We start from the raw sequence: 23,784 nt of genomic DNA on the forward strand, positions 1-23,784 counted from the left end.
CTTGATGGGGCCGCTTCGCGGCCCGGCGCGGGGCAAGCCCGCTCACCACAAAAAGTCCGTTCACCACTACGCGGGCGCCCCATCACAAAAGATCATCCCATTGCAGAAAACCCGTCATCGGGGTGACTGAATGTATCCAGCCTGGAGTGACCTGGCTTTTTTGTGGTGGGCGGGCTTGCCCCGCGCCGGGCTGCGAAGCGGCCCCAAAAGCTGTTATCAGGATTCACCTGGAAAAACGCGGTGTTCTTGATGGGGGCGCCCCATCACAAAAGATCATCCCATTGCAGAAAACCCGTCATCGGGTGACTGAATGTATCCAGCCTGGAGTGACCTGGCTTTTTTGTGGTGAGCGGGCTTGCCCCGCGCTGGGCTGCGAAGCGGCCCCAAAATCTATCATCCGGGTTCACCTGGAAAAACGCGGTGTTCTTGATGAGGGCCGCTTCGCGGCCCGGCGCGGGGCAAGCCCGCTCCCACAGAAGCCCGCTCACCACAAGAAGTCCGCTCACTACTAAGCGTGCGTAAAACCCGTTCCCCCGGCCACCTCGCCATCGGCTTGCGCCTTGTCCAACAGTTGCTGCACCCACGGCGCGTTCCGGGCATTGACCACGCCATAGCGGTCCGGCGGGAAAAACGCCCAGTGATGGGCGATTGCAGTAAGGCGCTTGAGCTCATCGGCCGCCAGCCAATACCCGGTGTCCAGCAAGGGCAGCGGTTCGCCGTCGAAACGTCGGCCCAGCATCAGGTTGGTGCCGGGGGCAAAGGTAAAGGCCAGGTCCTGGCAGGGTTGCAGTTGTTTGTCCGGGGCCGGCATGCTCCCGACGCGGTTGTAGGTGAAGTCGCCGGGGTATTCGTCCTTGAATACCAGCCAGTGGCCCGCCGTGGTCTTGGCGACGATCCACTGCGACACCCCGCTGCTCTGGGTGCGTTCGAGCTGGCCGTTTTTCCATTGCATCAGGGCGTTGCAGTCGGGATCGTAGTCCGAGGCCCACAGGCTGGTGCCCGACACCAGCGTGTGGCGCTCCAGCTCGACCACCCCCTGGTCCGGCATGGCCTGCCAGTAGCGCTTGATGGGGTCACGGGTATCACGCAGGTAGTTGCGCAGCCCCCAGGCCGCCGTAAAGACCACCGCCGCCAACACCTGCCAGGCAAAGGTGTTGCCGATAACTCGGTCCACGTCCAGGCCAGGCGCGAACGCGGCCCCGTACAGCCACACGCCCAGCATGAACACCAGGCTGGGCAGGAACACACCAAAGCACAGCGGCGGCAGCAGCACTTCGATCCAACTGAAGTGATGCCCGGCTGCATGCTCCCGTGCCCAGGCCTGCTCCTCGGCGAGCATCGGCGCCTGTTCGCGCGGGCCGATGCCGGGATCGGGGGCCTTGAAGCGCCAGTAAAGTGCTACGGGGTCGTTATTCATGCCGCGCATCATGCACTTGGCGCGGGCAGAGATACAGCGCCCCGACCACCGATAAAACAATCATTGCCGAGACCCGCCTACAGTCATACGATGACTGATCACACCCATAACAATAAAGGATCACCCGTGAACAAACCTTTGCTCCTGGCCGCCGCCGTTGTCTGCGGCCTCAGTGCCCACGCCCACGCCGCCACGTTTGCGTATATCTCCAGCCCCGGTGACGGGCTGATTTCCCAGTACCGCCTCGACGAAAGTAACGGCGCCCTGAGCCTGGTCGAGCAAGTGACGGCCGGCGATCAGGTCAACCCCATGGCCCTCAGCCCCGACGGCAAGACCTTGTTCGCGGCGTTACGGGTCAAGCCGTTTCAGGTCCAGGGCTTCAGCATCGACCCGACTACCGGCCGCCTGACGCCGCAGTCCAAGGCGCCACTGGCCGAAAGCATGGCGTACCTGGCCACTGACCGCGCCGGGCGCTATTTGCTCGCGGCGTCCTACGGTGCCGACACCCTCAGCGTCCAGCCCATCGACAAGCCTGAACCTATCCACACCTACAAGACCGGCCTGCATGCCCACTCGCTGCGCACCGACCCAAGCAATCGCTTTGCCTACGCCGGCAACCTGGGCACGGACCATGTGCTGCAATACCGCTTCGACGCCGCCACCGGCGCACTCACCCCGATCGGCAGCGGCTACGTGAGCGTGCCAGCCAACACCGGGCCTCGGCACCTGGCGTTTTCGGCCGACGGCAAGTACCTGTATGTGGTCGGTGAAATGAGCGGCACCGTCACCGCGTTTGCCATCGATGACGGCACCGGCGCGCTGACCCAGATTGGCGTGGCCAATGGCATTCCCGAGCGTTTGAAACTGGCCCATGGTGAAGTGCGTGACGCGCGCAACAATGACCTGAAAGACGACCCGACGCCGCGCATCTGGGCGGCCGACCTGCGCCTGTCGCCGGACGGCAAGCTGTTGCTGATGAGCGAGCGCACCAGCAGTTCGGTGTCGGCGTTTGCGGTGGATACCGCCACCGGCGGCCTGCGCTTTGTCGACAACTACCCGGTCGAGGAGAAGCAGCCGCGCAATATCGCATTCTCCCCCAACGGGCATTGGCTGCTGGTGACCGGTGAAAAAAGCGACAAGGTCGGCACCTATGCAGTCAGCGCCAGCGGTGCGTTGAAGCGGGTGGGGGAAGCGGCGTCGGGCAAGGGGGCGCTGTGGATTGAGGTGCTGCATACCTCGGCCAACTGACCTGAACCTGTGGGAGGGGGCTTGCCCCCACAGGGTTGGATCTTGAGGGTGTACAGGCCTCAGCTCAGGCGAAACCGTGCGGTGTTATCACTCAACGCCTGGCTGCCCTTGCTCAAGGTGTCTGCCGCACGGTTTACCGCGCGGGCGCCGTCCAGCAGGCGCCCGGCGGCCTGGTCGACTTGCTGGATATTGCCGCTCACTTCATCCGCCGTCGCTGCCTGCTCCTCCACTGCCGTGGCGATTTGCGCCAGGGTGTCGGTGACGTTCTGCACCGCGCCGGCAATCTCGCCCAGGCGCGTGCCCAGGCCGGTGACGGACTCGGCATCGGTCAAGGCCTGCTCGCACGCGGCGCCCATCAGCGTCACCGCCTGGCTCACGGTGGCGCGCAGACTGTCGACGGTGCCGGCGATCTGCGCCGTCGAGGCCTGGGTGCGTTGCGACAGGCTGCGCACTTCATCGGCGACCACCGCAAAGCCCCGGCCTTGCTCGCCTGCGCGTGCGGCTTCAATGGCGGCATTAAGGGCCAGCAGGTTGGTCTGCTCGGCAATGCCGCGAATGGTGTCGACCACCGATTGAATCTGCTGGCCTTGCTGGCTGACCTGCTGCAAGGCGTCCGAGGTGTCGGTCAGGCGCTGGTTGAGCTGCTGGATGCTGGCGGTGGTGCGCTGGCTGTCGCGGCTGCTGTCTTCGGCGATGCGCCGGGTTTGCTGGGCACTGCCGGAGGCCTGTTCGCAGCTGCGCGCGACGCCCATGGACGTGGCGGCCAACTGCGTGGCGGCGGCGGCGATCTGGCTGATCTGGTGCTGCTGGTCTTCGACTTCGCTGAGGGTGCTGCCCGATTGCGAATTCAGGGTAAGCACCGCCGAGCCAAGCTGCTGGGTTTCGTGATTGACGCCGAGCAGGCTGGTGCGCAATTGCACCACCGCGACGTTCAACGCGGTGCTGATCGCCGCGAGTTCGTCGCGCCCTTCTACCGTCACGGCCACGCACAGGTTGCCGTCGCGCAGAGACTCGGCCAGCGTAGTGATGCCGCTGGCGCTGCGACGGATGGACGCTTGCAGGCACATGAACAGGTACAGCGCCGCCAACGCCAACAGGCTGAACGTTGCCGCCATCGGTATGAATTGCGTGTTCGCGTGCTCGTGGTAGTAGTCCAGGCGCGCATCCATCGACGTCAGCGACTGAACACGCAACGCGCCAAGCGAGGTGAGCATGGCGTCGATACTGCGCTCGAAACCGGCTGTATCCAGCTTGATGCTGCCGCCGAACACGCCGTCGTCGAGCACTTTGAGTTCGTTATCCAACAACTGCAGGCTGGTGTCGTATTGCGCTGTCCACGGTTCCATCCCGGCGTATTGCTTGGCCTTGAGCGAAGCCGCAGCCTTGACCAGTTGATCCCGCGCATCGCCGATGCGGCTGCGCAAGTCGCGCATCTGCAAACGGCTCTGCAAGGTGAACTGCCCCGAGGAAATCGAGGACTGCCCCACACTGGCCATCCGCCCGATACGCTCGATCAGGTCGGGCGTTTGCTGGGTGCCCATCTGCATGAGCATGTAGGTTTCCAACCAGGGATCGAGGATCAGGCCGGCGTCGAGGGTGATCTGTTCGCGCAGGGCCTGCATCGCCGTCAGCGCGGAGGTGAAGCGGTCGTAGCCATCCGGCCACCAACCCACGGTGCGCAGGGACGCCGAGTCCATGCCCTTGACCGTGGCCTGCAAAGCCTCGAAGCGGGCCAGGACGTCAGCGCCGGCGTTCTGGGTTTTCAGGGCATCACCGAGGGCCTGCAGGCTTTGCAGGATCAGTGGGAAATTGGCATCCACCTTATCCATCGCCGCCTTCGCCGCTGGCGTCGGGGCATGCAGGATGTCCGCCGCCTTCCAGCGCGCAGCCAGGTTACGTTGGGCGGTCAATTGGCCATCCAGCGCGTCCAGGGCCAACAGTTGACGAAGGCCGGACTGCTCAGCGGAAATCACGCTTAATTTGTCGCGATAGTCCTGGCCGATCATCCACAGGCTGCCCGCCAGGGGCAGCATGAACAGGAAGAACAGGATCTGGAACTTACGCGCGAAGCCGAAACGTCCGAGCAGGCGGATACCGGGTGATAAAAGGCTGTGCATGTCCACTCCCAAAAACAACCCACGCGTTAGACGGCAGGCGAAGCCTTGAAATGACTAACGGCAAAATGCCATGTCATTGATTAGGTTGGCACTAGCAAGATACGGGCCGCTGCTGCACAGCCCTGAAACAGGGCACGCGACGCGCCAAAGCGGCCCGAGGCGTGCGCGAAAATGGGGCAAAAGCACTCAGTCGCGACACAGGCATTGTCACCCGCAGAGACGACTGCCCGAGGCGCGCGCTGAAACGCCCTCAATCACCACAGCCTATCGGCCGCCCATGGGGAGAACTTGAAGGGAGTCCGGCGGCCTATTTACGCCAGCAGTCGGGTAATCCACTGGACCTGCTGGGCGATGGCTTGCGCCTTCGCCTGCGGCACCCGCTGCCGAGCCTGCTCAAAGCCCGCCAGGGTGCGTTTTTTCAGGCGCAACGCACGCTGCCACTTGGCGAGGAACGCCGGGCTGCGGGCCTGCAGGTGCAAGGGGCCGAAGTACAGCTCCTCAGCGCTGTACACCACGGGCTCGGCGCGCTCGGCCATGATGATTTCATAGTAGAAGCGGTTTTCGTGCAGCAACTCCTCACTGAGGATGCGGTAGCCATTGCTCATCAACCAATAGCGCAACGGCTGTTCGCCGCCGTTGGGTTGCAGGATCAGACGTTCGCGGCCGCTGAGGTGGGCCTTGCCGCTGTCGAGGATGTCGCGGATCGTCTCGCCGCCCATGCCGCACACGCTGATCGCGGTGATCGCGTCCGCTGGCTCTATCGCCGCCAACCCATCGGCCAGGCGCACCGTGACGTGCTGCTCCAGGCCATTGTCGCGCACGGTGCGCTGCGCCGCGTGGAACGGCGTGCTCGCCACCTCGCCCGCCACCGCCGCCTCAATCACGCCACGGCGCATCAAGGCCACCGGCAGGTAGGCGTGGTCCGAGCCGATATCGGCCAGCCGCGCGCCCCTCGGCACCTGCGCGGCCACGCGCTCCAGGCGCATGGACAAGGTGTGTTCGTTCAACCTGTGTTCCTTTTTATTCGCCGGAAAATCGATCCCGGCTGTTGGTCAGATGCAACACCATCGCCGCCCTTGCGGCATCCGGGTCCTGGCGCTTGATCGCGTTGAAGATCGCCTCATGCTCCAGGTTCGCCAGTTGCCCGAGCTTGGCAAAGTCCGCCCCGCCGCGCTCGTCACCCTTCACCTGGGTACGCGGAATCATCGCATTGCCCAGGTGCTGCATGATCTCGGTGAAGAACGTGTTGCCGGTGGCTTCGGCGATCAACTGGTGAAAACGCTTGTCCTCTTCCACGCAGCTGTCGTTGTTGGCCAGCGAGGCCTGATAGTCGTCGAGAGCGGCGCGCATGTGGGCCAGCTGCGTGTCGGACCTGCGCACGGCGGCCAGCGCCACCGCCTGCACTTCCAGGCCCAGGCGCAGCTCGAGCATGTTGCGCACGCTGGCGACGGTGTCCACATGCAGGCGCAAGCCTTGCTGGGCCCGTTGCGCCAGCACAAAGGTGCCGATGCCATGGCGCGTCTCCACCAGCCCCGAGGCTTGCAGCTTGGACAGGGCCTCGCGCACCACGGTCCGGCTCACCCCATGCTCGAGCACGATGGTGGATTCGGAAGGCAGTTTTTCACCGGGCTTCAACTGCCCAAGCAGGATGCGCTGGGTCAGGGCGTCGAGCACGCCTTGGGCCAGGTTGTTGGAGCGTCTACGGATGGGAGGTCCGCTTTCAATGGGCATAGTTACGAATCCACGGGGTTGGGCAGGAGCGAGCTTAACATCCCGCCCCACGGCGTAACCCCACTGTAGGAGCGAGCTTGCTCGCGAAAAACCTGAGGGCGCCGCGTTTATCCAGGATGCCCGCATTATCGTTGACGTTTTTCGCGAGCAAGCTCGCTCCTACAGGTTAGGGCGCGAGTGAAAAAAGCGCCAAACTTGTATGACAACTAATATTTATGGCCGCCAGCTCCACCCTTTCCAGAAGCCTCCTCAACCTTCTTAAAAACCCACACAGACCCGCAAAATAACCAGATCATCACTAAAACCTGGCCCTTACAAACACAAAAACATCATCACCGCATTGCGAACCTAAGAAGCTCACTTGTATGATGTCTATCAACAAAACACGCAAACCCGCATAAAAACAATCAGGGGGAGTTTTGAATTGTGAACAATTCAAGCCATGCATCTGCCGCACCAGAAAGTGATCCGGTCCTCGCGCGCGCCGTGAGCAAAGTGAAGGGCCATGTGCTCCCACTGTTCGTGATCATGTTCATCCTCAACTACATCGACCGGGTCAATATCGGCTTTGTGCGCACGCACATGGAACATGACCTGGGCATCGGCGCCGCGGCCTATGGCTTCGGTGCCGGGCTGTTTTTCATCGGCTACGCGCTCTTTGAAGTGCCCTCCAACATGCTGCTGCAAAAGGTTGGCGCGCGCATCTGGCTGACCCGCATCATGTTCACCTGGGGCATCGTCGCCACGCTGATGGCGTTCATCCAGAACGAAACCCACTTCTACATCCTGCGCTTCCTGCTGGGCGTGGCCGAAGCCGGGTTCTTCCCCGGGGTGATCTACTACTTCACGCGCTGGCTGCCGGGGGTTGAGCGCGGCAAGGCCATTGCGATTTTCCTCAGCGGCTCGGCGGTGGCCTCATTGATCTCCGGCCCGCTGTCAGGCGCGCTGCTGCAGATCGAAGGGTTCGGCTTCCACGGCTGGCAGTGGATGTTCGCCATCGAAGGCCTGGCCTCGGTAGTGATCGGTTTCTTTGTGTGGTTCTGGCTCGATTCCAAGCCCCACGACGCCAAATGGATGACCCGCGAAGAACAGGATGCGCTGGTCAACGCCATCGACCAGGAACAGCGCGAGCGTGAAGCCCTGACCAGCGTCAAGCCGACCCTCGGCAAGCTGCTCAGGGACCGTCAGATCCTGCTGTTCTGCGCCCTGTACTTCTGCATTCAACTGACGATCTACGCGGCGACGTTCTGGCTGCCCAGCATCATCAAGAAGATGGGTGACCTGAGCGATGTGCAGGTGGGTTTCTTCAACTCGATCCCATGGCTGATCTCGATCATCGCCATGTACGCCTTCGCGACGCTGTCGGGCAAATTCAAGTTCCAGCAGGCCTGAGTTGCGGCTGCGCTGTTGATTGCCGCAGCAGGCATGTTCATGTCCACCACCGGCGGGCCGATCTTCGCGTTCGTGGCGATCTGCTTTGCGGCCATTGGGTTCAAGTCGGCGTCTTCGCTGTTCTGGCCCATCCCACAGGGCTACCTGGACGTGCGCATCGCCGCAGCCGTGATTGCCTTGATCAACTCCATCGGCAACCTGGGTGGCTTCGTTGCACCGACCACCTTCGGCTTTCTGGAGCAGACCACCGGCTCGATCCAGGGCGGCCTCTACGGCTTGGCCGGCACCTCGGTGCTCGCCGCTATCCTGGTGTTCTTCGCCAAGACCTCGCCCGCTGCCGTATTGGCCTCGCCGGGCGCCGTGCCCACCGGCGCTGCCATCAGCAAATCTCTCTGAGCCTCTTTAGGAATTAGCCATGAATACTCCCGTCATCACCCACTTCCAGGTCATCCCGGTGGCCGGTCACGACAGCATGCTGCTCAACCTCAGCGGCGCCCACGGCCCTTACTTCACACGCAATATCGTGATTCTCAAGGACAGCAGCGGCAACACCGGCGTGGGTGAAGTGCCCGGCGGCGAACGCATCCGCGAAACCCTGGAAGACGCGCGCAGCCTGGTGATCGGCCAACCCATCGGCCAGTACCAGCGCGTCCTCAACCAGATGCGCAGCACCTTTGCCTCACGGGATTCGGCGGGCCGTGGCCTGCAAACCTTTGACCTGCGCATCACCATCCATGCCGTCACCGCCATGGAAGCCGCCCTGCTCGACCTGCTGGGCCAGTTCCTCGAAGTGCCGGTGGCCGCCCTGCTCGGCGAAGGCCAGCAGCGTGATGCAGTGAAAATGCTCGGCTACCTGTTCTATGTCGGCGACCGCAGCGCCACCGACCTGGCTTACCGCAACGAAGCCGACAGCGACGACGCGTGGTTCCGGCTGCGCCATGAAACCGCCCTGACCAGCGAGGCCGTGGTGCGCCTGGCCGAAGCCGCCAAGGCCAAATACGGCTTCAACGACTTCAAGCTCAAGGGCGGCGTATTGAGCGGCGACGCAGAGATCGAAGCCGTCACCGCCCTGGCTGAACGCTTCCCCGATGCGCGCATCACCCTCGACCCGAACGGGGCCTGGTCATTGAAAGAAGCCATCCGCCTGTGCCGCGACCAGCACCACGTGCTCGCCTACGCCGAAGACCCATGCGGCGCCGAAAACGGTTACTCGGGGCGCGAAGTCATGGCCGAATTCCGCCGCGCCACGGGCCTGAAAACCGCCACCAACATGATCGCCACCGACTGGCGCGAAATGGGCCACGCGATCCAGCTGCAATCGGTGGACATCCCCCTGGCCGACCCGCACTTCTGGACCCTGCAAGGCTCGGTGCGCGTGGCGCAGATGTGCCATGAGTGGGGGCTGACCTGGGGCTCGCACTCCAACAACCACTTCGATATTTCCCTGGCCATGTTCACCCAAGTGGCCGCCGCCGCCCCGGGCGACATCACCGCCATCGACACCCACTGGATCTGGCAGGACGGCCAACGCCTGACCCGCGAACCGCTGAAAATCGAAGGCGGCTATGTGAAAGTGCCGGCCAAGCCCGGCCTGGGCGTGGACATCGACATGGACGCCGTGGCCAAGGCCCACGAACTGTACAAAGGCATGGGCCTCGGCGCACGGGATGACAGCGTGGCGATGCAGTTCCTGATTCCGGGGTGGCGTTATAACAACAAGCAGCCTTGCCTGGTGCGCTGAAGCGCTGGGTTCTGGGGGCGGCTCGGTCTCCAGAACACCATCAATCCAATGTGGGAGGGGGCTTGCTCCCGATTGCGGTGTGTCAGCCAGCCATGTATCGACTGACACTCCGCCATCGGGGCAAGCCCCCTCCCACATGGGTCCTCGGTGTTTTACAAGGGTTGTGGCCGCTCGCTAACCGCGCGTCAGGGTTTACCGGCCAAAGCCCGCTTTGCTCTTGCAGTTTTCTTGACTGCCACCGCCGCAATCGGCTGCACAGTCAGTTCCACGCCTAACGCCAGCATCAACTTCTGAATCGTCTCATAGCGCGTTTTAGAACCGCCTTTCAGCGTCTTATACAGGCTCTCGCGATTAACCCCCGCAGACTCCGCTACCTTGTTCACGCCCTGGGCCTTGGCGACCTCGGCAAGCGCTTTCATGAGCACCTGCGGGTCTTGAGATTTCATGCTCTGCGCCAGATAAGCGCTGATGGTTTCCGGGCTATCGAGGAAGCGCGACGCTTCATAGACGCTGGTACCGGAGGTATCAAGATCGAGGATCGGCATGTCCTCTGGTTTGAATTTCGATTCGCTCATTTCATCTACCTCTCAGGGCATCAAGGATCTCTTTTGCCCGTTTGATTCCTCTGTTCTGGTCGGTTTTATCACTGCCCCAGAGCATCAGGTAAGCAGTGATGCCCGTACGCACAAAGTAAATTCTGTAGCCGGGCCCGACAAACACACGCATTTCACTCACCCCATCGCCTACGGGCGCACAATCGCCGAAATTGTTTTCCTCGGCTCGGTCTAACCGTGTGAGAACAGCGGTTTTTCCATAAATATCGCTCATGCCGTCGAGCCATGTATCGAACTCCGGCGTCCTGCCGATCAGATTGGTCACAGAATTTTTTGTAGCCTACTGGCTACTCCTTGTCGATGCCAGTGAATTTTGAGTCCGGAATACTCCGGAAGAAAAATCCTAGTCCAGCGCTCGCATGAGCAGCCGATCGATACTATTAGCGCCTGTGTCTAACCTTCACCACACCTCAGCACCTGCGCATTCGCCCGCTATCACGGTGGCTGACACTCCGCCATCGGCGGCAAACTGAGGCGGCAAATGATAGAGATGAAGCCCAAAGAAAACGTCCTGCACAGCCGCTTCACTTTGCGTAAAATGCGAGCCGTTCTCGATCAGGAAAACTCAACCCAGGAGGGGTACCGCTTGAAACCGCTTGACACCCACGCGTCACAACACGCCGACACGGCCGTCACACGACTTAAGCTCAAAGACCAGCTGGCCGTAGACCCTTACAAGGCATTGGCACTGCTGGAAAGCACCCTCCTCTGTTTGGTAACGACGGCCCTTATGCTGTTCGTTGCACAAAGCGTCGGCCTAACCGACACATTCAAGAGCAACGTCCTCTATGGAGGCACCCTGGGTGCATGCATAGGGGCGACCTACAGGATGTACCACGATGCCGCCCTTTCCGAGTGGTGCATGGCCAGCCCTGTCAGCCCTGCGGCGCTGCAAAACGCGATGCTTGCCTTGAAGTATTCCGAGACGCAGGAAGGCGTTTACTGCCCCAAGAAACGTATGTTCACCCCATTCCATCGGTGCGATTCAGAGCGGATCACGCTCACCACACTGGATGGAGGCACACGCTTCACAGGCCCCTATTTCAAGCTGAAAGCGCTGTCGGCCACGCAACTTGCTGACGCGCCCGAAGCGCAAGAAACCGACCTCACGCCACCAACGGCGCACGTCTGATCAATTTCGCAGGTTCATGCCCCGCACCACTGACTCTGTGAGGCCGTCGCGCCGCCACTGCGGGCCTCAAACGCAAGGAAACCAGGACATGGCAACAGCAAAAACCAAAAAGGCGTTTGTGTATTCGGCATGGGGGCTACTGTTTTTGAGCCTGGTCGGGGTTTTAGTCATACAGGCCTTCCAGGAAACACCCCAGCCCAGTAAAACCACCTTCCTCAGCGACCTCATCATCGTGACCGCACGAACGACGCCCGGGAATCGAAAGATCGACGAGCATCTAACCTTCGTTCGCGCGGAAGCGGCCAACAGTCACGCCCTCAAGTTCTATTACACGTTGGTCGATTACGATACCCATCCCGAGGACGTTGACTTGGGCGTGATGAAATCAAGCATCACCAAGGCTGTCTGCGCCGCGCAAATGCCAAGGGACCAGTCCATCATTTCATTGGGTGGCACCTTCATTTACATATTCGGCAGCAAAAACGTAAAAGAGGTTGGACGGTTCGAAATCAACAAGCAGAGCTGTAATGGCTAATGAGCTGGCCCCCTTCAACCGACTCGCTCGAACCGCCGCCGCTTCAGGAACAACCCCACCCCCAGCGCTACCGCAAAGATCGACAGCAACCCCAGGTCAGCCCCCCATGGACGGACCTGGCTCGCCGCCACGCAGCCGACCACCCCCGCCGCCACCAGCAGCCCTCCCAGCCACGTGCGAAGCAGGTACGGTTTGACAAACCGATCGAGCAGAAAAAACAGCACCAGGGCCAGGACCAACTGGGTAATGTCAGACATGTGCTTCTCCCGTCAGGTCTTGATGATCAGTGTCGAGGCGCTGCGTTGCGGGCCGATGCCGCCGTTGACCTGCGCTTCGATGCTGACCAGTACGTCGCCGGCATGATAGGTGGGCAGGATTTCATTGGCATACATGCGCACACCCGCGCCAACAGGAACACCCACGTAAGGGGAAGCCACAGCAGAAGTGGCGCCAGCGAAGGCACTGGCGGCCAGGTTAGCGATCCTGGTGCGCTGGGCATTGAGGGCGTCGCCCTGTTGCCGCGTCAGTGGCTTGGAGATGCCGATCATCATCACGCACGGCAGGCTCTTGGCCAACATCTTGTCGTACACCTCGACGACCTTGCTGTTGACCTCGTAGTGGGCACTTTTCGCCTCGCCAAAATGCAGCTCGCGCAGGCGTCCGCGTTCACTATCGGTAAGGGTGATCTGCGAAACGTTGAACACGATCCCGTGATTGCCCATGTATTGGAACGTCCCTTCGAACTTCATCGCACGCATCCTTTCGAGCCAAAGGCGGGGATTCTCTAGAAGGCGGGCAGTGGATTCAAGGCAAAAGAAACGAAATGAGGAAACGGAGGGCAGGCCGACCTCCCCTGTCGCGACCTTTGCCCCCGCCGCTACTCACGCTCACGCCCGCGTGGGCAACTTCCAGTTCGGCCGGATGAAGTGGCAGGTATAGCCGTTGGGTATCCGCTCCAGATAATCCTGATGCTCCGGCTCCGCCTGCCAAAACTCCCTGGCGGGCTCAATTTCCGTGGCCACAGGCCCCGGCCACAGGTTGGAGGCATCCACGTCAGCCGCGGTAGCTTCGGCAATCTCCCGTTGCTGCTCGCTCAGGTAGTAAATCGCCGAACGATAGCTTGGTCCCAGATCATTGCCCTGCCGATTCGGCGTGCTCGGGTCATGGATCTGGAAAAAGAACTCAAGGATCTGCCGGTAGGAAATCACCGCCGGGTCAAACACGATCTCAATCGCTTCAGCATGGTTGCCATGGTTGCGGTAGGTGGCATTCGGCACATCGCCACCGGTATAGCCGACGCGCGTGTGCAGCACGCCGGGGTAGCGTCGCAACAGGTCCTGCATGCCCCAGAAGCAGCCGCCGGCGAGGATGGCGGTTTCGGTTGGGTTGGTCATGGTCTGTCCTTGCGGTTAATAGAGACAGGGATAGTTATGGGGCAATGCTGGGCAATACCAAGTTCAATCAAAGAAAAACTGCCCCCCTATCGACTCAAGGTTTATTCCTGGAACGAAACGCCGCCACCTTCATCCGGTTGCCGCACGTCGCCATGCTGCACCAGCGGCGGCGGTGTGATTTGCTCAGGTCATGGAACAGCAGCACGCAGTCGTGGGCCTCGCACTGGCGGACGAATTCAAACTTATCGTTCGTGACCAAGCCCACCAGCGACTCGGCCACCGGCCCAAGCAGGCTGGCCGGGCTGCTGTCCCGAGGACGCGTGGCAAGCCGAAATGCCTTGTTCTCCTGCGCCCATTCCAGCCTGCTCACCGGGCGACCCGCTTCAAGCACCTGATTGATCACCGCGAGATCGACGGGAACGCCTGTCATTGCCGCATTCACCACCGCCCTTGAACTCGCACGAAGCGTACGAGCGAGGGCCAGCAGCCCACTCGGCGCCTTCGGGTCAAGCTGCTCGGGCAACAGGCCCGCCTGGGTCAGCCAGCTCATCACGCTGTGATCATCGGTGAAGCAGTCATGGCGCTGATCCCCCACCCCGTACTCGGAGTTGATGAAATCAAGGGCCAGGTTGTCGGCTAGAAAAAGTGCGCCTGCGGCAGTGCTGTTCGGATTCATGGGCGGCCAGTAACCAATAAAATATGTTTGACAGGTTACCAAACCCAGGCATAACCTTCAAACACCAACTTTAACGGTTACACAGGAAGCCACATCATGACCACGTCCAACGCCACGGCCGCTGCCGGACTCACCGCCGCCTTGCTGATCAGCGGCGCGGCCCATGCAGACAACACAGTGCATTACCGCTACGAGCAGGTCGGCGACGTAAAGGTGTTCTACCGCGAGGCGGGCGACCCCAGCGCGCCGACCGTGTTGCTGCTGCACGGCTTCGCCGCCTCATCCTTTATGTTCCGCGAACTCATGCCCGAGCTTGCCGACCGCTACCACGTCATCGCGCCGGACCTGCCGGCATTTGGCTTCACCGAAGCCCCGCCGCGCGGCGAATACGCCTACACCTTCAGCCAACTGGCGAAGACCATCGGCCAGTTCACCGAACAGCTCAAACTCGATAAATACGCACTGATGGTCCACGACTACGGCGCCCCCGTAGGCTGGCGCATGGCCGTCGCCCATCCGGAGCGAGTGACCGCGATCATTTCCCAAAACGGCAACGCCTACGAAGAAGGCCTGGGCGCCGGCTGGGCCCCTATCCAACGCTACTGGCACGCCCCGACCCAACAAAACCGTGAAGCCCTGCGCGACTTCCCCACCCCCGCCTCGATCAAGTGGCAGTACCTGGAAGGCGTGGCCGACAAAAGCTCGGTGTCACCCGATGGCTACACGCTGGAAGGGCTGCAAATATCCCGTCCAGGCAATGCCGACATCCAGCTCGACCTGGTGCTGGACTACGCCTCCAACGTAGCGATGTACCCGGCCTTCCAGTCGTACTTCCGCCAGTACCAGCCACCGCTGCTCGCGGTATGGGGAAAGAACGACCCATTCTTCCTGCCGGCCGGCGCCGAGGCGTGGAAGCGCGATATTCCCAAGGCGGATATTCGTTTTTATGACACCGGGCACTTTGCGCTGGAAACCCATGGGAAGGAGATCATTCCGGTTATACGGGCGTTCCTGGACAAGAACCTCCAGTGATCAACGCAACCCTATGTAGGAGCGAGCTCGCTCGCGAAAAACGTCAACGATAACGCCGCGACTCCGGTTTCACGCGGCGCTCCAGGATTCTTCACGCATCAGCTCGCGCCTACCTTTTGGACATGTCCTACAGCAAGCTGCAGCACCTTGCTCCGTTGCCTACAGTTGCGTCAGAATCCGCCGGCTTGTGCGCTTGAGTGGGCGTCTCTAAGGTGGCCCGGTCGCTGACAACTCAGTGATCGGGTTTAGTAGCCCGAGGGTCAATTACACTTAGTGCATGAGCTTCATCTATCAGACGTTCCTGTCTGTACCTGATGGTGGCTGTGCGTAGGGCGCCTTCGGGTGCGCCGGCTTTGTGTAATTCCCCGGTCTACTAACCTGCGTACAGCTGCCACCCTTCTTGTGTAGTAGCGAAAGGGTGTCAGCCTCATTCAGGAATTACACCATGTCCAAAATAACGCCTAATCCTCCGAACGGCCCCGACCTGAAACTGAATCAGGCGGCGCATCGTGCGATTGATCACTACCTCAACGCGAGCGCCGAACCGCCAGGGCCGCCTCCTCCACCTTCGAATACGCTGTTCAGCGTTGCGGACGATGTCAGCAGTGAAGTGCTGATTGCCAATAGCTATGAGACTTTTTCTTCGGTGACTGCGTTGTTGCTGGACCTGTCGGATGAGCTGACGGGGAAGCAGCGGGATGTGGCGTTGGCGATTCACCAACTGAGTGAGTTGGGGGTTTTGTTGGTGGATAAGTTGATGGAGCGGGAGGGGGCTGCTGGAGCGGGCACCTAACCTTCCACCAACTCGATAGATCGCTGAGTCGTTGTGACTCACTTTGCAAAGACTCGGCGATTTTCTTTCGGAATAAATAGACCCATATCCTAACCCGTCTTCACCCGAGTTCGTGATCGACTGCTTCCGGCCAGAAGCAATCATTCGCGGCCATGTTCAGACCACTTTGCAAGTCAACCACGCCCCCCAGAAAAGGCTGCTGAAGAAACGGGTAGCGTCTCCAAATCCGGCGTCATGCAATAGTTTCTGAACCGCCGCCTCGGAATGTGGAGGATCAGCGCCTTGAAGGATTTTCCCAAGCTTGACCTTCACTTCATCCGCGCTGGCCCCATGCTGCCGCCACCGCTGCCCCCAGGCCGCAAGCAGTAACGGCTGGCTGGCGTAAGCGTATTGATTCCCCGCGACAATCAGCGGCGCACCCGGTTTTAGATGAGCCCGAATGGATCGTAAAATTTGTCGCTTGGCGTCATCTCCATCGAGATGATGGAGTACACCGATCAAGGTCGCTGCGTCGTATGACTCGTCTGCTGCCAGGTCTTCAACTTGCCCAAGATGCATGGCCGTTCTTTCAAGCAAGTTGTTTGCCTCTAACTGCTGCTTCGCTGCCTCCAGCATCGGTTCGGATGGGTCAACGGCCGTGAAGCGCCAACTCGGTTCAAGCTTGGCCATCGCAATAATCTCCTGCGCCGTACCGCCAGCGCCAACGACCAGTATTTTTGCCGAACTTGCATTGCCCAGGCTTGCCGCCAGCATGCACGCAGCCAAGTCTTGGCAGGCGTCATATCCAGCTAGGGCAATACGGCTCTGTCGTCCGTACTCATTAGCTCGTGAGGTATCAAATTTTTCAGCTGAGTCGAAAGGGGATGATTTCAATGCGGTTCTCCATGTCCTGAAATCAAGCTACGTCAGACACAGCAATAATAAAAATTCATTAATTTTATGTGACGCATTCCTGCAAGGAATGTATAGCTCAAAAATTGCTGTTTGCTTGAGCTGATTCAGCCTCTTATCGACAGTCAACTTTGGGTCGTTTTTTGCCTCTTGCGACAGGCAGAAAACGGCCAAAAGCTGACGTCACCCAAGCCGCTTCCGCTAACGTCGGACGGTCAGCCTGGGTGGCCGCGCTAACAAATGGTTATATGATCTGCCTACTAAATGAGAGCCGATTCAGGCCTATGCTTCTTCAACAACCACCTGTATGAAAAGAGCACGGCACGATGATAAATGATTCAGATTTGGCCGAAATGATTCCTTCCGCGCTAACAGGTGTAACTGTCGGGATCGGTTCGCAGATCCTGCTTTTTGGCGATATGGCTAGCGTGTTAATTCAGTGCCCATTCGCTTGTGATATCAATAGGGTATGCAAGTGGGGGCATGGTGAAGATGCTGCCACAAGCCCTTTACTTTTCGACTTTCTAAACCACGATGTAGAAGCTTTTTCAATTGATAGTTTTGGGGTTTTCACCATCACCTTCAGTACGCAAATGATCTTGCAAATCCATCCTGAGAAAAATGGATTGGAGTCTTATGTCGTGAGTACGCGGCACGATATATTTCCCATCTTGGTGTGGTAGCCAGGAACGCGATGGCTATACGACGCGAGCCCCGGCCTCCGCTCTGACTCTGGTTGCTGACACCTGTGGGTCGTCAGCTGCCGGTAGAGATAGGCTGCAACCGACCCTGTGCTGTCGCTTGTACCCCATGCACCACTTGAGCAGTGAAGGAGTCCCTATATGAAAAAGCCCCCCTTGTACCTCTTTGCCAAGGTGCGGTGCATTTGTGAGTATCGCCCCAGTGTTACGGCTATCGTGCTGTTTGGTCTCGAGGTTGAGGGTGAGGACGAACCACCGGTTTATATGGAGATTCGCTTCATTGATTACACCAGCCAGCAGATTGAAGGGGACCATCTGATGCTTTCGCTGGAGGAGGCACTTGAGTACGCTCAAGCTGATTACGGTATCCACCAGACTGATTGGCGTGCGATGAACCAAGAGGAAATTGATCGGATTACATGGTAGCTAGAGCAGCTACCGGGCCTGTTCCTGACTCGGCGTTAAAAGACGAGTGAGAACCGCAACTGATCAAGAGGAGCCCCTTCCGATGATCGCTCGCAAGACGTTGCAGCCCTCAAGGCCTCAGAAGGAATCCGTTTCGGACATTGTAGAGTTCGGTAATTTGACTGCTCGCCTGCCGCTATGAGTCGAATGCCAGATCGCAGCTCGACGTTGCACTTAAAGCTGTCAAGGTTGCCTAATGCCCTAGGCAGCGTCCGATCCGAAACTGCCATTGCGTCTTTTACACGCCGAGACCAGAACGGCTTGGGCTTGGATTCGTTCGAACCTTTCGTGGATGGTTCAGTGCAGAATTTGCGCGATGGTTTGCGCGACAAAAGCCGACCATGCAAAGAGATTCTCCGACGCTTGTTCGCTCTCGCTGAGCCAGTACGTCCTGGCACCCATAAAATATCCCCTGACATTGATCCGTAAGTGGCAGCCATCGGCTAGGCGTGAATCACACGCCCTTCAGTTAACATCGATGCCAGGATAAAGATCCGCAGGTGGGTGGTAATCGGGATCTTCAAAACGACTATTGTTGTAATGCATTTTGGCAGTAGGCCCCTCGCCTTCGTACGTCACCTCAGAATTGGGAGTCAGATGCCATCCGGTCCCATCTTTGTCGCGTTCGATCAGCGACGGATACAACGTACATGTCCCGCCCGAACCGGATGTCAGCATGAATTGGTAATAGCGTCCGGCTTGGAGCGTGAACTTCGCCGAGACATAGCAGTAACGAGTGCGTGTCCCGTGGATACGCCAGCGGCTAAATCTGTGTCTCGTGCCCAAGAAGCCTCGCAATAACCGTACATATTTCTGGAAACTGTACAAATCCCTCGCGGTCGAGAAAATGTCCCCCACCACTAACGACTTCTTGCTCGGCTTTGAGGTTGCGGGACAGTTCGATAGATGCTGCCGGCTCAACAATTGAATCGTTGTCGGAAAACAGCGAGATGATTTTCTGTGTACGACGGCAAACTTCCGCGTGGTCCAGCGGTGCATCTGTGAAGGCGTGTAGCTCTGGCAACGTAGACACCGTTCTATCGAAGCCGGAGACCAGCAAGACTCCGCCAGTTAGGGTGTGTGCGGGTAAGGACAACAAGTGCCGTAGAGCAGCGATGCATCCAAGACTATGCCCTATGAGGATCGTGTTTGTGTCAGCTGCTGGCAGTGATTGCTGCAACGCCAATGCCCATTTTATTGGATCAGGATTGAACGAATCAGGCATAGCTGGAATGCTAACTTGCGCGCCTTGCTCCCGTAGCACCTCCGCCAACCAAGGAAACCAGTTCACATTGGGCGAGGCAGTATAACCATGCACAATTACAACGTGTTTACCGTCATAGCGGTTCGATGTTCTGTTGGCTGCATGCATATTGGGTATCAGAGATCAGCGGATTGATCGGTCGCTGATACTACACTTTCTGCTTTCGGCCGGCGAGGATGTCACAGCTGATAAATTGAGCGATCTGGATGATTCCCTGCAACGCGTGTCGTGGTATGCGTCCAATCGCGGCCATCGGCAATGCGGTTGTAATCTAGGGCTGATGGCAATTCGTGGCCGTCAATGACCACGACTCGTGCTGGTCACTCCGTTGAAAATGGCTGGTCAAATGCGATGCAAACGAGTGGTCAAGTGAGGGCCAATTTCGCATGAGTGACACAAGGCCTGATTTCGGCAAACTCGCCCTGCCGCAAGAAGCGATGCAGTCGTGTTTTTTGCGGCACAGGCGGCAATGGCAATGGATCACTGATTTGGATGTGGCGGATGGCTCCTAGGTGACGTCTGCGCATAAGCAGCTTCCTTGGTATACCGTTGTCGTACGCTTTTCCGATCATGCGAAAATGTCAGCGTAACCGTCCACTTAAGTCAGTCGACCTACCTGTAAAGATCCTAACAAACCAAACCGTCGAGGGCGTGGGTGGCTCACAATCACACTGCGATTTATCGGGCTGGCGAGTTGGAGGGCTGATGGGTTTTCGCGAGCAAGCTCGCGCCTACAGGCGTGAGATGTCGGGGGGACGTATGCATAGCGCCAGGTCAGCGCCTTTCCAGCCAGGCAAGCCTGAGCATTTCATGTGCCCCGGTCGGTTACGAGGCACATGGTAGCTCCCTTCAGCCACCGATATCCTGAGGCAACGCCAAGTAGAACGATAAGGCACCAAAATATACTGGCGAGCGTCTGCTTCTGGCCGAAGCACCGCCTCCGATCAGGCTTGTTTGACGCCGTTGGGTAACATCAGCAGGCAAGCATCAGCAACGGCATGGGCAAACGGGGCGAAGTCCTCGGTATTAGCGGCGATGATGTTATCAGTCGCGCCATGGACGCCCGCATAAATGAGCAATGCCACAACGTTCGGATGTTCTGGCGCCCAATTGCCGGCCAGCTTGCCCCCTTCAATAATCGCAAGCAATTGCTCGAGAATAGCGTTCTTCGAGCCGTTGGCACGATCATGATGGTGGTGGTTCACGTAGACGATATCGTGGATACGATATGTCTTGACGTAGGTTTCGATGTTGGCGTGAATCCAGGCGCGAAGACGCTCTTCCCAGTCATCGGCAGCGCAGCGCGCCATTGCATTGTCCAGGCTGAGCATGAAGCGCTCGGTATAGCGCACGGCCAGAGCGTCAAGCATTTCGTTCTTGGAAGAAAAGTAGTGATAAAACGTGCCCTTGGCCACTTGAGCTGACTCAACGATCTCGTTGATCGTGGTGGCCTCGACCCCCTGAGCTAGAAAAAGCTTCTCGGCTGCCGCCATCAGTTCATCCAGACGTACTTCGGCGGGTTTGGTCCGGGGCTTGGGAGCACGTTCTGTCGCCGGAGCTTTTACGGGGGCTTTGGTTTTCATCGTCTCGTTTCAAACAATTCGTCAAAGGAAATCAGTGTAAAGGAGGGAACCAATCGAGGTGGGAAAAAGTTGGAATGATCCATTGACCGACGGTCAGTCGGCAAATATCATGAGGCATGAACATTGATCGCTCCGCCTCAGATAACCCGGTCACCCGCCGCTTTCCCCGCATAGCGGCGCTATGTGCAGCCTACCTCGGCACGTTTCTCGCTACGCTGGATATCAGCGTCGTGAACGTGGCACTACCGACACTGCAAGACGCGTTGCAAACGGATATTTCCGGTCTTCAATGGGTCGTCAATGCATACACGATCTGTTTGTCAGCCTTCATGCTGTCTTCGGGGCCAATCGCCGATCGTTATGGGCATAAGCGGGCCTGGCTGGCAGGTGTAGGGGTGTTTACTGTCGGCTCAGCAGTTTGCGCTATGGCATCCAACCTGGATTTACTGCTGTTCGGGAGGGCGGTGCAGGGAGTCGCCGGTGCGCTTCTGATCCCGGGTGCCCTGCCAATTCTCAGCCATGCATTTCCAGACGCTGAAGAGCGTGCTCACGTCATTGGTGGCTGGTCGGCGTTCAGCGCATTGGCGCTTATCCTGGGGCCATTGCTGGGTGGCTTGTTGCTCCATGGCATAGGTTGGCAGAGTATTTTTGTTATCAACCTGCCTCTTGGGATGATTGCCATAGGCCTGGGCATCTGGGGGATCAGGGAGCACAAACAGCAAGCGCGCACAGCGCTGGATCCGGCAGGGCAAGTGCTCAGCGTCGTGTGTCTTGCCAGCCTGACTTATGGGCTCATCAGTATCGGCCAGCCGGGCTTGAACTCTTTGATACCCATAGCGGCGCTGGCAGTTGCCCTGGTGGTGTTTATTTTGTTTATGTTTGTAGAGCGGTGTGTAGATCGACCGTTATTGCCACTTTCGCTGTTTCGCAGGCGTTCGTTTGCCGTGGTCAACCTGGCCTCTTTTACCCTGGGTTTTTCGTACTACAGCTGCCTGTTCTTCTTCTCGATCTATTTACAGACGATTCAAGGCTTGTCAGTGGTTGAAACGGGTTGGCGAATGATGCCGCAGTTTCTGGTCACCGGCTGCGTGTCGATTTTGTACGGGCGCTTGAGCGCAGTGATGACATCGCGAAGACTTCTGGTGGCCGGTTATGGCGTGACGGCGCTGGCGATGTCTACCATGGTGACCTTCACAGCACATACCCCTTATTGGATTGTGGGCACCCTGTTCGGGCTTCTGGGGCTCGGAGCCGGTCTCGCAGTACCTGCCACCAGCATGGCGGTTATGACCGCCGCACCGATTGATCGTATGGGGGTGGCCTCTACCACGATGAACGCGTTGCGTCAGATGGGCATGACAATCGGCGTCGCCTTTTTGGGCACGCTCATGAGCAGCGAGGCGTCACGAGTGCTAGCTGCCGCGCTGCGTGATCAAGGGGTAGCCAAAGCGCCTGAGATTGCGCGGTATGTGATTGCTCATGGTGTGGCATCAAGTGACTCGCTGATTGTTTCTACACTTTTTGTTCCCGCGATGGAGCACGGGTTTCATGTGGCAATGATGGTTTCCGGGCTCGCCTGTGCACTGGTGGCCCTGATGCTGTTAATCACCTCTTTTGAGGCCGACACCTTGCCATCGCCCCCACCGAAACACACAGATGGCGGCTGACTTTGCTTCAGAGTGGAGCCAGCCTTGAAATTCACCTGCAGTTCTGTGGTCTGTACAACAATCCCGTAAAGGACTGTTTTATGTCTATTCGCCGTACCCTCTGTTTCCTGACGCTGCCGTTGTTCGCAGGTTGCCAGTATTTGCCCCACACCAACTACTTCACCGCGCCCGAAAACGAGCCCAATCCTGCCTGGGTACGTATCGTCGACTACACGCAACATGCCGAAGTTTACCAATACGAAAACGGTAAACGTTCGGGCGGCGCTGTTCGCACCGGCCTCCTGCCGTTCACCCATACACAAGACGTGGGCATGCCCAAGGCAGGGCAAGACCTCACATGGGACTATTACGAAACGCGGATCCGACCCGGTATCGAAACGCAGGTGGATCTTTTCTGGGAGGGGTCACGCACTCGCTCCTGCCACATCTCGACGAAGTTTACTCCCCAAGCCGGACTCTATTACCAGTTCAGGCTGACATCCGGCTCATCAGGCAGCTGTAGGGTGTACGCATCGCTGATTGAGCGCGACACAGAAGGAAACGGTTGGCATCTCACGCCGAATCCGCAGGTGACCTACAACGGTGATGGACCGACGGCCCAAACCTATTACCAGAACAGTAGGTTTGAGGACCCCGATTATCATCCACCTGAAGCTCTGTATCCGGGGATGGACATTTACTAGACAGGTGCACGACTACAAGGAATCGTTAATTGGCTAGCGCGAAATACTTCCGAACGCTCGGCGAGCGAGCCTCAGAAGATGTGTTCGCATGGGCGGCATTTGTCGCGCAAACAGAATTCCAGTGGAAAGACACAGCGTCAGTCCAGGACGCCGTCGCCTGGCAGCGTATTTGGTTCGAGCTTGAAATACTCAACGGGCTTGCGTTGGCGCATTGGGAGGATGAGGGAAAGCCTATTAACTGGTCGAGCCGCTGGAATACCGACTATCGACAAGAAGCGGCGGCCCTGGCGAATGACTTGCTGGAGCTTTTGTGCGATGCAGAATCATCTGGAGGCTGAACCATCACGCTGGTCTCACGCAAAGTGCCCAGAAGTCGGATTGCGGCGAACAACGACCCGACGGTCAGCTCAATAGGCATCTAAACCGCTCTTCAGGGAGTTTCTCTGCAAAAATCGCGTCGGCTTTCAGCAGCACACCCTCAAATATGCCAGCTTATCCATCCCCATCCGCGCGCTTGTGCAATAGAGCATTTTATAAACCGCTCACACCGTATTGTTCCTCACTGCGTTGATGCTCTTTTGGCTGATACTGCGCGTAGAGGTTGTAGAGTGATCACGGGATGACTGCTTCTGGCCGAAAGCTGAATCGCCCCGGGGTTCGTAGACACCTCCATGCCTTAAAATGAGGCCAATCAGGAGGTGCCATGAG

Annotated in this window: 24 protein-coding genes and 2 pseudogenes; 12 read left to right on the forward strand and 14 right to left on the reverse strand. The window is 58.8% G+C overall.

From position 1 onward, the window contains the following. Positions 1-508: 508 nt before the first annotated feature. Entirely contained in the window at positions 509-1,417 is a 909-nt protein-coding gene (locus PspCFBP13509_RS22610; RefSeq protein ID WP_065946535.1) for a hypothetical protein, read from the reverse strand. Between the two features lie 126 nt (positions 1,418-1,543). On the opposite strand from PspCFBP13509_RS22610, the gene PspCFBP13509_RS22615 reads away from it, so the two are divergent. Continuing rightward, positions 1,544-2,665: a lactonase family protein gene (locus PspCFBP13509_RS22615; protein WP_137212725.1), complete on the forward strand. Its 1,122-nt coding sequence runs from the start codon at positions 1,544-1,546 to the stop codon at positions 2,663-2,665. Between the two features lie 59 nt (positions 2,666-2,724). Here PspCFBP13509_RS22615 and PspCFBP13509_RS22620 read toward each other — a convergent pair whose 3' ends face one another. The 4 genes and pseudogenes from PspCFBP13509_RS22620 to PspCFBP13509_RS32030 form a co-directional block, all read right to left on the reverse strand. After that, positions 2,725-4,782, reverse strand: a complete 2,058-nt coding sequence (locus PspCFBP13509_RS22620) for a methyl-accepting chemotaxis protein (RefSeq protein WP_065925053.1) — start codon at positions 4,780-4,782, stop codon at positions 2,725-2,727. Between the two features lie 311 nt (positions 4,783-5,093). Next, complete coding sequence (locus PspCFBP13509_RS22625; RefSeq protein WP_065925052.1) at positions 5,094-5,789, reverse strand: tRNA (adenine(22)-N(1))-methyltransferase; 696 nt, start codon at positions 5,787-5,789, stop codon at positions 5,094-5,096. A gap of 13 nt (positions 5,790-5,802) precedes the next feature. Then, the gene (locus PspCFBP13509_RS22630; protein WP_137212726.1) at positions 5,803-6,513 is read right to left on the reverse strand and encodes a FadR/GntR family transcriptional regulator; all 711 of its coding nucleotides are present in this window, start codon (positions 6,511-6,513) and stop codon (positions 5,803-5,805) included. 61 nt (positions 6,514-6,574) lie between these two features. After that, a pseudogene (locus tag PspCFBP13509_RS32030) lies at positions 6,575-6,664 on the reverse strand (outer membrane lipoprotein carrier protein LolA); the annotation flags it as partial. A 275-nt stretch (positions 6,665-6,939) separates the two neighbouring features. Between PspCFBP13509_RS32030 and PspCFBP13509_RS22635 the strand changes: the two are divergent. Together PspCFBP13509_RS22635 and gudD are read left to right on the forward strand one after the other, a co-directional pair. Beyond that, a pseudogene (locus PspCFBP13509_RS22635) lies at positions 6,940-8,301 on the forward strand (MFS transporter). A 19-nt stretch (positions 8,302-8,320) separates the two neighbouring features. After that, positions 8,321-9,646 (forward strand): glucarate dehydratase, encoded by a 1,326-nt coding sequence (gene gudD / locus PspCFBP13509_RS22640; RefSeq protein WP_108573810.1) that lies wholly within the window; start codon positions 8,321-8,323, stop codon positions 9,644-9,646. A 185-nt stretch (positions 9,647-9,831) separates the two neighbouring features. Here gudD and PspCFBP13509_RS22645 read toward each other — a convergent pair whose 3' ends face one another. Both PspCFBP13509_RS22645 and PspCFBP13509_RS22650 read right to left on the reverse strand, forming a co-directional pair. Next, complete coding sequence (locus tag PspCFBP13509_RS22645) at positions 9,832-10,221, reverse strand: addiction module antidote protein (RefSeq protein WP_065925048.1); 390 nt, start codon at positions 10,219-10,221, stop codon at positions 9,832-9,834. Between the two features lies 1 nt (position 10,222). Beyond that, positions 10,223-10,525, reverse strand: a complete 303-nt coding sequence (locus PspCFBP13509_RS22650; protein WP_065947637.1) for a type II toxin-antitoxin system RelE/ParE family toxin — start codon at positions 10,523-10,525, stop codon at positions 10,223-10,225. A 216-nt stretch (positions 10,526-10,741) separates the two neighbouring features. On the opposite strand from PspCFBP13509_RS22650, the gene PspCFBP13509_RS22655 reads away from it, so the two are divergent. Next, the gene (locus tag PspCFBP13509_RS22655) at positions 10,742-11,392 is read left to right on the forward strand and encodes a hypothetical protein (RefSeq protein WP_074847346.1); all 651 of its coding nucleotides are present in this window, start codon (positions 10,742-10,744) and stop codon (positions 11,390-11,392) included. 88 nt (positions 11,393-11,480) lie between these two features. After that, positions 11,481-11,927 (forward strand): hypothetical protein, encoded by a 447-nt coding sequence (locus PspCFBP13509_RS31805; protein ID WP_065925046.1) that lies wholly within the window; start codon positions 11,481-11,483, stop codon positions 11,925-11,927. 14 nt (positions 11,928-11,941) lie between these two features. Here PspCFBP13509_RS31805 and PspCFBP13509_RS22665 read toward each other — a convergent pair whose 3' ends face one another. The 4 genes from PspCFBP13509_RS22665 to PspCFBP13509_RS22680 form a co-directional block, all read right to left on the reverse strand. Continuing rightward, complete coding sequence (locus tag PspCFBP13509_RS22665; RefSeq protein ID WP_065925045.1) at positions 11,942-12,184, reverse strand: hypothetical protein; 243 nt, start codon at positions 12,182-12,184, stop codon at positions 11,942-11,944. Positions 12,185-12,196: 12 nt separating this feature from the next. Further along, positions 12,197-12,676: a hypothetical protein gene (locus tag PspCFBP13509_RS22670; RefSeq protein ID WP_065925044.1), complete on the reverse strand. Its 480-nt coding sequence runs from the start codon at positions 12,674-12,676 to the stop codon at positions 12,197-12,199. A 138-nt stretch (positions 12,677-12,814) separates the two neighbouring features. Then, on the reverse strand, positions 12,815-13,321 hold the full coding sequence (msrA, locus tag PspCFBP13509_RS22675; protein WP_137212728.1) for a peptide-methionine (S)-S-oxide reductase MsrA: 507 nt from the start codon (positions 13,319-13,321) through the stop codon (positions 12,815-12,817). Positions 13,322-13,415: 94 nt separating this feature from the next. Further along, on the reverse strand, positions 13,416-13,997 hold the full coding sequence (locus tag PspCFBP13509_RS22680; RefSeq protein WP_065925042.1) for a CGNR zinc finger domain-containing protein: 582 nt from the start codon (positions 13,995-13,997) through the stop codon (positions 13,416-13,418). 96 nt (positions 13,998-14,093) lie between these two features. Between PspCFBP13509_RS22680 and PspCFBP13509_RS22685 the strand changes: the two genes are divergently transcribed. Continuing rightward, entirely contained in the window at positions 14,094-15,029 is a 936-nt protein-coding gene (locus PspCFBP13509_RS22685; RefSeq protein WP_137212729.1) for an alpha/beta fold hydrolase, read from the forward strand. A 445-nt stretch (positions 15,030-15,474) separates the two neighbouring features. Continuing rightward, complete coding sequence (locus tag PspCFBP13509_RS22690) at positions 15,475-15,822, forward strand: DUF6124 family protein (protein WP_137212730.1); 348 nt, start codon at positions 15,475-15,477, stop codon at positions 15,820-15,822. Positions 15,823-15,978: 156 nt separating this feature from the next. On the opposite strand, the gene PspCFBP13509_RS22695 is transcribed toward PspCFBP13509_RS22690, so the two are convergent. Beyond that, positions 15,979-16,695, reverse strand: a complete 717-nt coding sequence (locus PspCFBP13509_RS22695; protein WP_137212731.1) for a class I SAM-dependent methyltransferase — start codon at positions 16,693-16,695, stop codon at positions 15,979-15,981. A 344-nt stretch (positions 16,696-17,039) separates the two neighbouring features. On the opposite strand from PspCFBP13509_RS22695, the gene PspCFBP13509_RS22700 reads away from it, so the two are divergent. Continuing rightward, on the forward strand, positions 17,040-17,396 hold the full coding sequence (locus tag PspCFBP13509_RS22700; protein ID WP_003192646.1) for a hypothetical protein: 357 nt from the start codon (positions 17,040-17,042) through the stop codon (positions 17,394-17,396). Between the two features lie 159 nt (positions 17,397-17,555). Beyond that, complete coding sequence (locus tag PspCFBP13509_RS31385; protein WP_032900782.1) at positions 17,556-17,840, forward strand: hypothetical protein; 285 nt, start codon at positions 17,556-17,558, stop codon at positions 17,838-17,840. 802 nt (positions 17,841-18,642) lie between these two features. Here the strand turns inward: PspCFBP13509_RS31385 and PspCFBP13509_RS22715 are convergent. Both PspCFBP13509_RS22715 and PspCFBP13509_RS22720 read right to left on the reverse strand, forming a co-directional pair. Further along, positions 18,643-19,251 (reverse strand): RBBP9/YdeN family alpha/beta hydrolase, encoded by a 609-nt coding sequence (locus PspCFBP13509_RS22715; protein WP_003192641.1) that lies wholly within the window; start codon positions 19,249-19,251, stop codon positions 18,643-18,645. 836 nt (positions 19,252-20,087) lie between these two features. Further along, positions 20,088-20,726 carry a TetR/AcrR family transcriptional regulator gene (locus PspCFBP13509_RS22720; RefSeq protein ID WP_003192639.1) on the reverse strand — a complete coding sequence of 213 codons (639 nt, stop codon included), beginning with the start codon at positions 20,724-20,726 and terminating at the stop codon, positions 20,088-20,090. Positions 20,727-20,842: 116 nt separating this feature from the next. Between PspCFBP13509_RS22720 and PspCFBP13509_RS22725 the strand changes: the two genes are divergently transcribed. The 3 genes from PspCFBP13509_RS22725 (at position 20,843) to PspCFBP13509_RS22735 (ending at position 23,414) form a co-directional block, all read left to right on the forward strand. Next, complete coding sequence (locus PspCFBP13509_RS22725) at positions 20,843-22,393, forward strand: MFS transporter (protein ID WP_015885950.1); 1,551 nt, start codon at positions 20,843-20,845, stop codon at positions 22,391-22,393. 80 nt (positions 22,394-22,473) lie between these two features. Next, entirely contained in the window at positions 22,474-23,076 is a 603-nt protein-coding gene (locus PspCFBP13509_RS22730) for a hypothetical protein (protein WP_003192635.1), read from the forward strand. Positions 23,077-23,105: 29 nt separating this feature from the next. Further along, on the forward strand, positions 23,106-23,414 hold the full coding sequence (locus PspCFBP13509_RS22735) for a hypothetical protein (protein ID WP_015885952.1): 309 nt from the start codon (positions 23,106-23,108) through the stop codon (positions 23,412-23,414). Positions 23,415-23,784 lie beyond the last annotated feature (370 nt).

It is taken from the genome of Pseudomonas sp. CFBP13509 (genome assembly GCF_005233485.1).
GTDB classification, from domain to species: Bacteria; Pseudomonadota; Gammaproteobacteria; order Pseudomonadales; family Pseudomonadaceae; genus Aquipseudomonas; species Aquipseudomonas marginalis.

What these genes read in the sequence shown, in the direction of transcription:
- PspCFBP13509_RS22730 (WP_003192635.1), top strand. Translation starts at nt 22,474, where the DNA reads ATGTCTATTCGCCGTACCCTCTGTTTCCTGACGCTGCCGTTGTTCGCA.
- PspCFBP13509_RS31385 (WP_032900782.1), top strand. Translation starts at nt 17,556, where the DNA reads ATGAAAAAGCCCCCCTTGTACCTCTTTGCCAAGGTGCGGTGCATTTGT.
- PspCFBP13509_RS22670 (WP_065925044.1), bottom strand. Translation starts at nt 12,676, where the DNA reads ATGAAGTTCGAAGGGACGTTCCAATACATGGGCAATCACGGGATCGTG.
- PspCFBP13509_RS22645 (WP_065925048.1), bottom strand. Translation starts at nt 10,221, where the DNA reads ATGAGCGAATCGAAATTCAAACCAGAGGACATGCCGATCCTCGATCTT.
- PspCFBP13509_RS22715 (WP_003192641.1), bottom strand. Translation starts at nt 19,251, where the DNA reads ATGCATGCAGCCAACAGAACATCGAACCGCTATGACGGTAAACACGTT.
- PspCFBP13509_RS22720 (WP_003192639.1), bottom strand. Translation starts at nt 20,726, where the DNA reads ATGAAAACCAAAGCCCCCGTAAAAGCTCCGGCGACAGAACGTGCTCCC.
- PspCFBP13509_RS22725 (WP_015885950.1), top strand. Translation starts at nt 20,843, where the DNA reads ATGAACATTGATCGCTCCGCCTCAGATAACCCGGTCACCCGCCGCTTT.
- PspCFBP13509_RS22690 (WP_137212730.1), top strand. Translation starts at nt 15,475, where the DNA reads ATGTCCAAAATAACGCCTAATCCTCCGAACGGCCCCGACCTGAAACTG.
- msrA (WP_137212728.1), bottom strand. Translation starts at nt 13,321, where the DNA reads ATGACCAACCCAACCGAAACCGCCATCCTCGCCGGCGGCTGCTTCTGG.
- gudD (WP_108573810.1), top strand. Translation starts at nt 8,321, where the DNA reads ATGAATACTCCCGTCATCACCCACTTCCAGGTCATCCCGGTGGCCGGT.
- PspCFBP13509_RS22685 (WP_137212729.1), top strand. Translation starts at nt 14,094, where the DNA reads ATGACCACGTCCAACGCCACGGCCGCTGCCGGACTCACCGCCGCCTTG.
- PspCFBP13509_RS22655 (WP_074847346.1), top strand. Translation starts at nt 10,742, where the DNA reads ATGATAGAGATGAAGCCCAAAGAAAACGTCCTGCACAGCCGCTTCACT.
- PspCFBP13509_RS22665 (WP_065925045.1), bottom strand. Translation starts at nt 12,184, where the DNA reads ATGTCTGACATTACCCAGTTGGTCCTGGCCCTGGTGCTGTTTTTTCTG.
- PspCFBP13509_RS22610 (WP_065946535.1), bottom strand. Translation starts at nt 1,417, where the DNA reads ATGAATAACGACCCCGTAGCACTTTACTGGCGCTTCAAGGCCCCCGAT.
- PspCFBP13509_RS22700 (WP_003192646.1), top strand. Translation starts at nt 17,040, where the DNA reads ATGATAAATGATTCAGATTTGGCCGAAATGATTCCTTCCGCGCTAACA.
- PspCFBP13509_RS22620 (WP_065925053.1), bottom strand. Translation starts at nt 4,782, where the DNA reads ATGCACAGCCTTTTATCACCCGGTATCCGCCTGCTCGGACGTTTCGGC.
- PspCFBP13509_RS22630 (WP_137212726.1), bottom strand. Translation starts at nt 6,513, where the DNA reads ATGCCCATTGAAAGCGGACCTCCCATCCGTAGACGCTCCAACAACCTG.
- PspCFBP13509_RS22680 (WP_065925042.1), bottom strand. Translation starts at nt 13,997, where the DNA reads ATGAATCCGAACAGCACTGCCGCAGGCGCACTTTTTCTAGCCGACAAC.
- PspCFBP13509_RS31805 (WP_065925046.1), top strand. Translation starts at nt 11,481, where the DNA reads ATGGCAACAGCAAAAACCAAAAAGGCGTTTGTGTATTCGGCATGGGGG.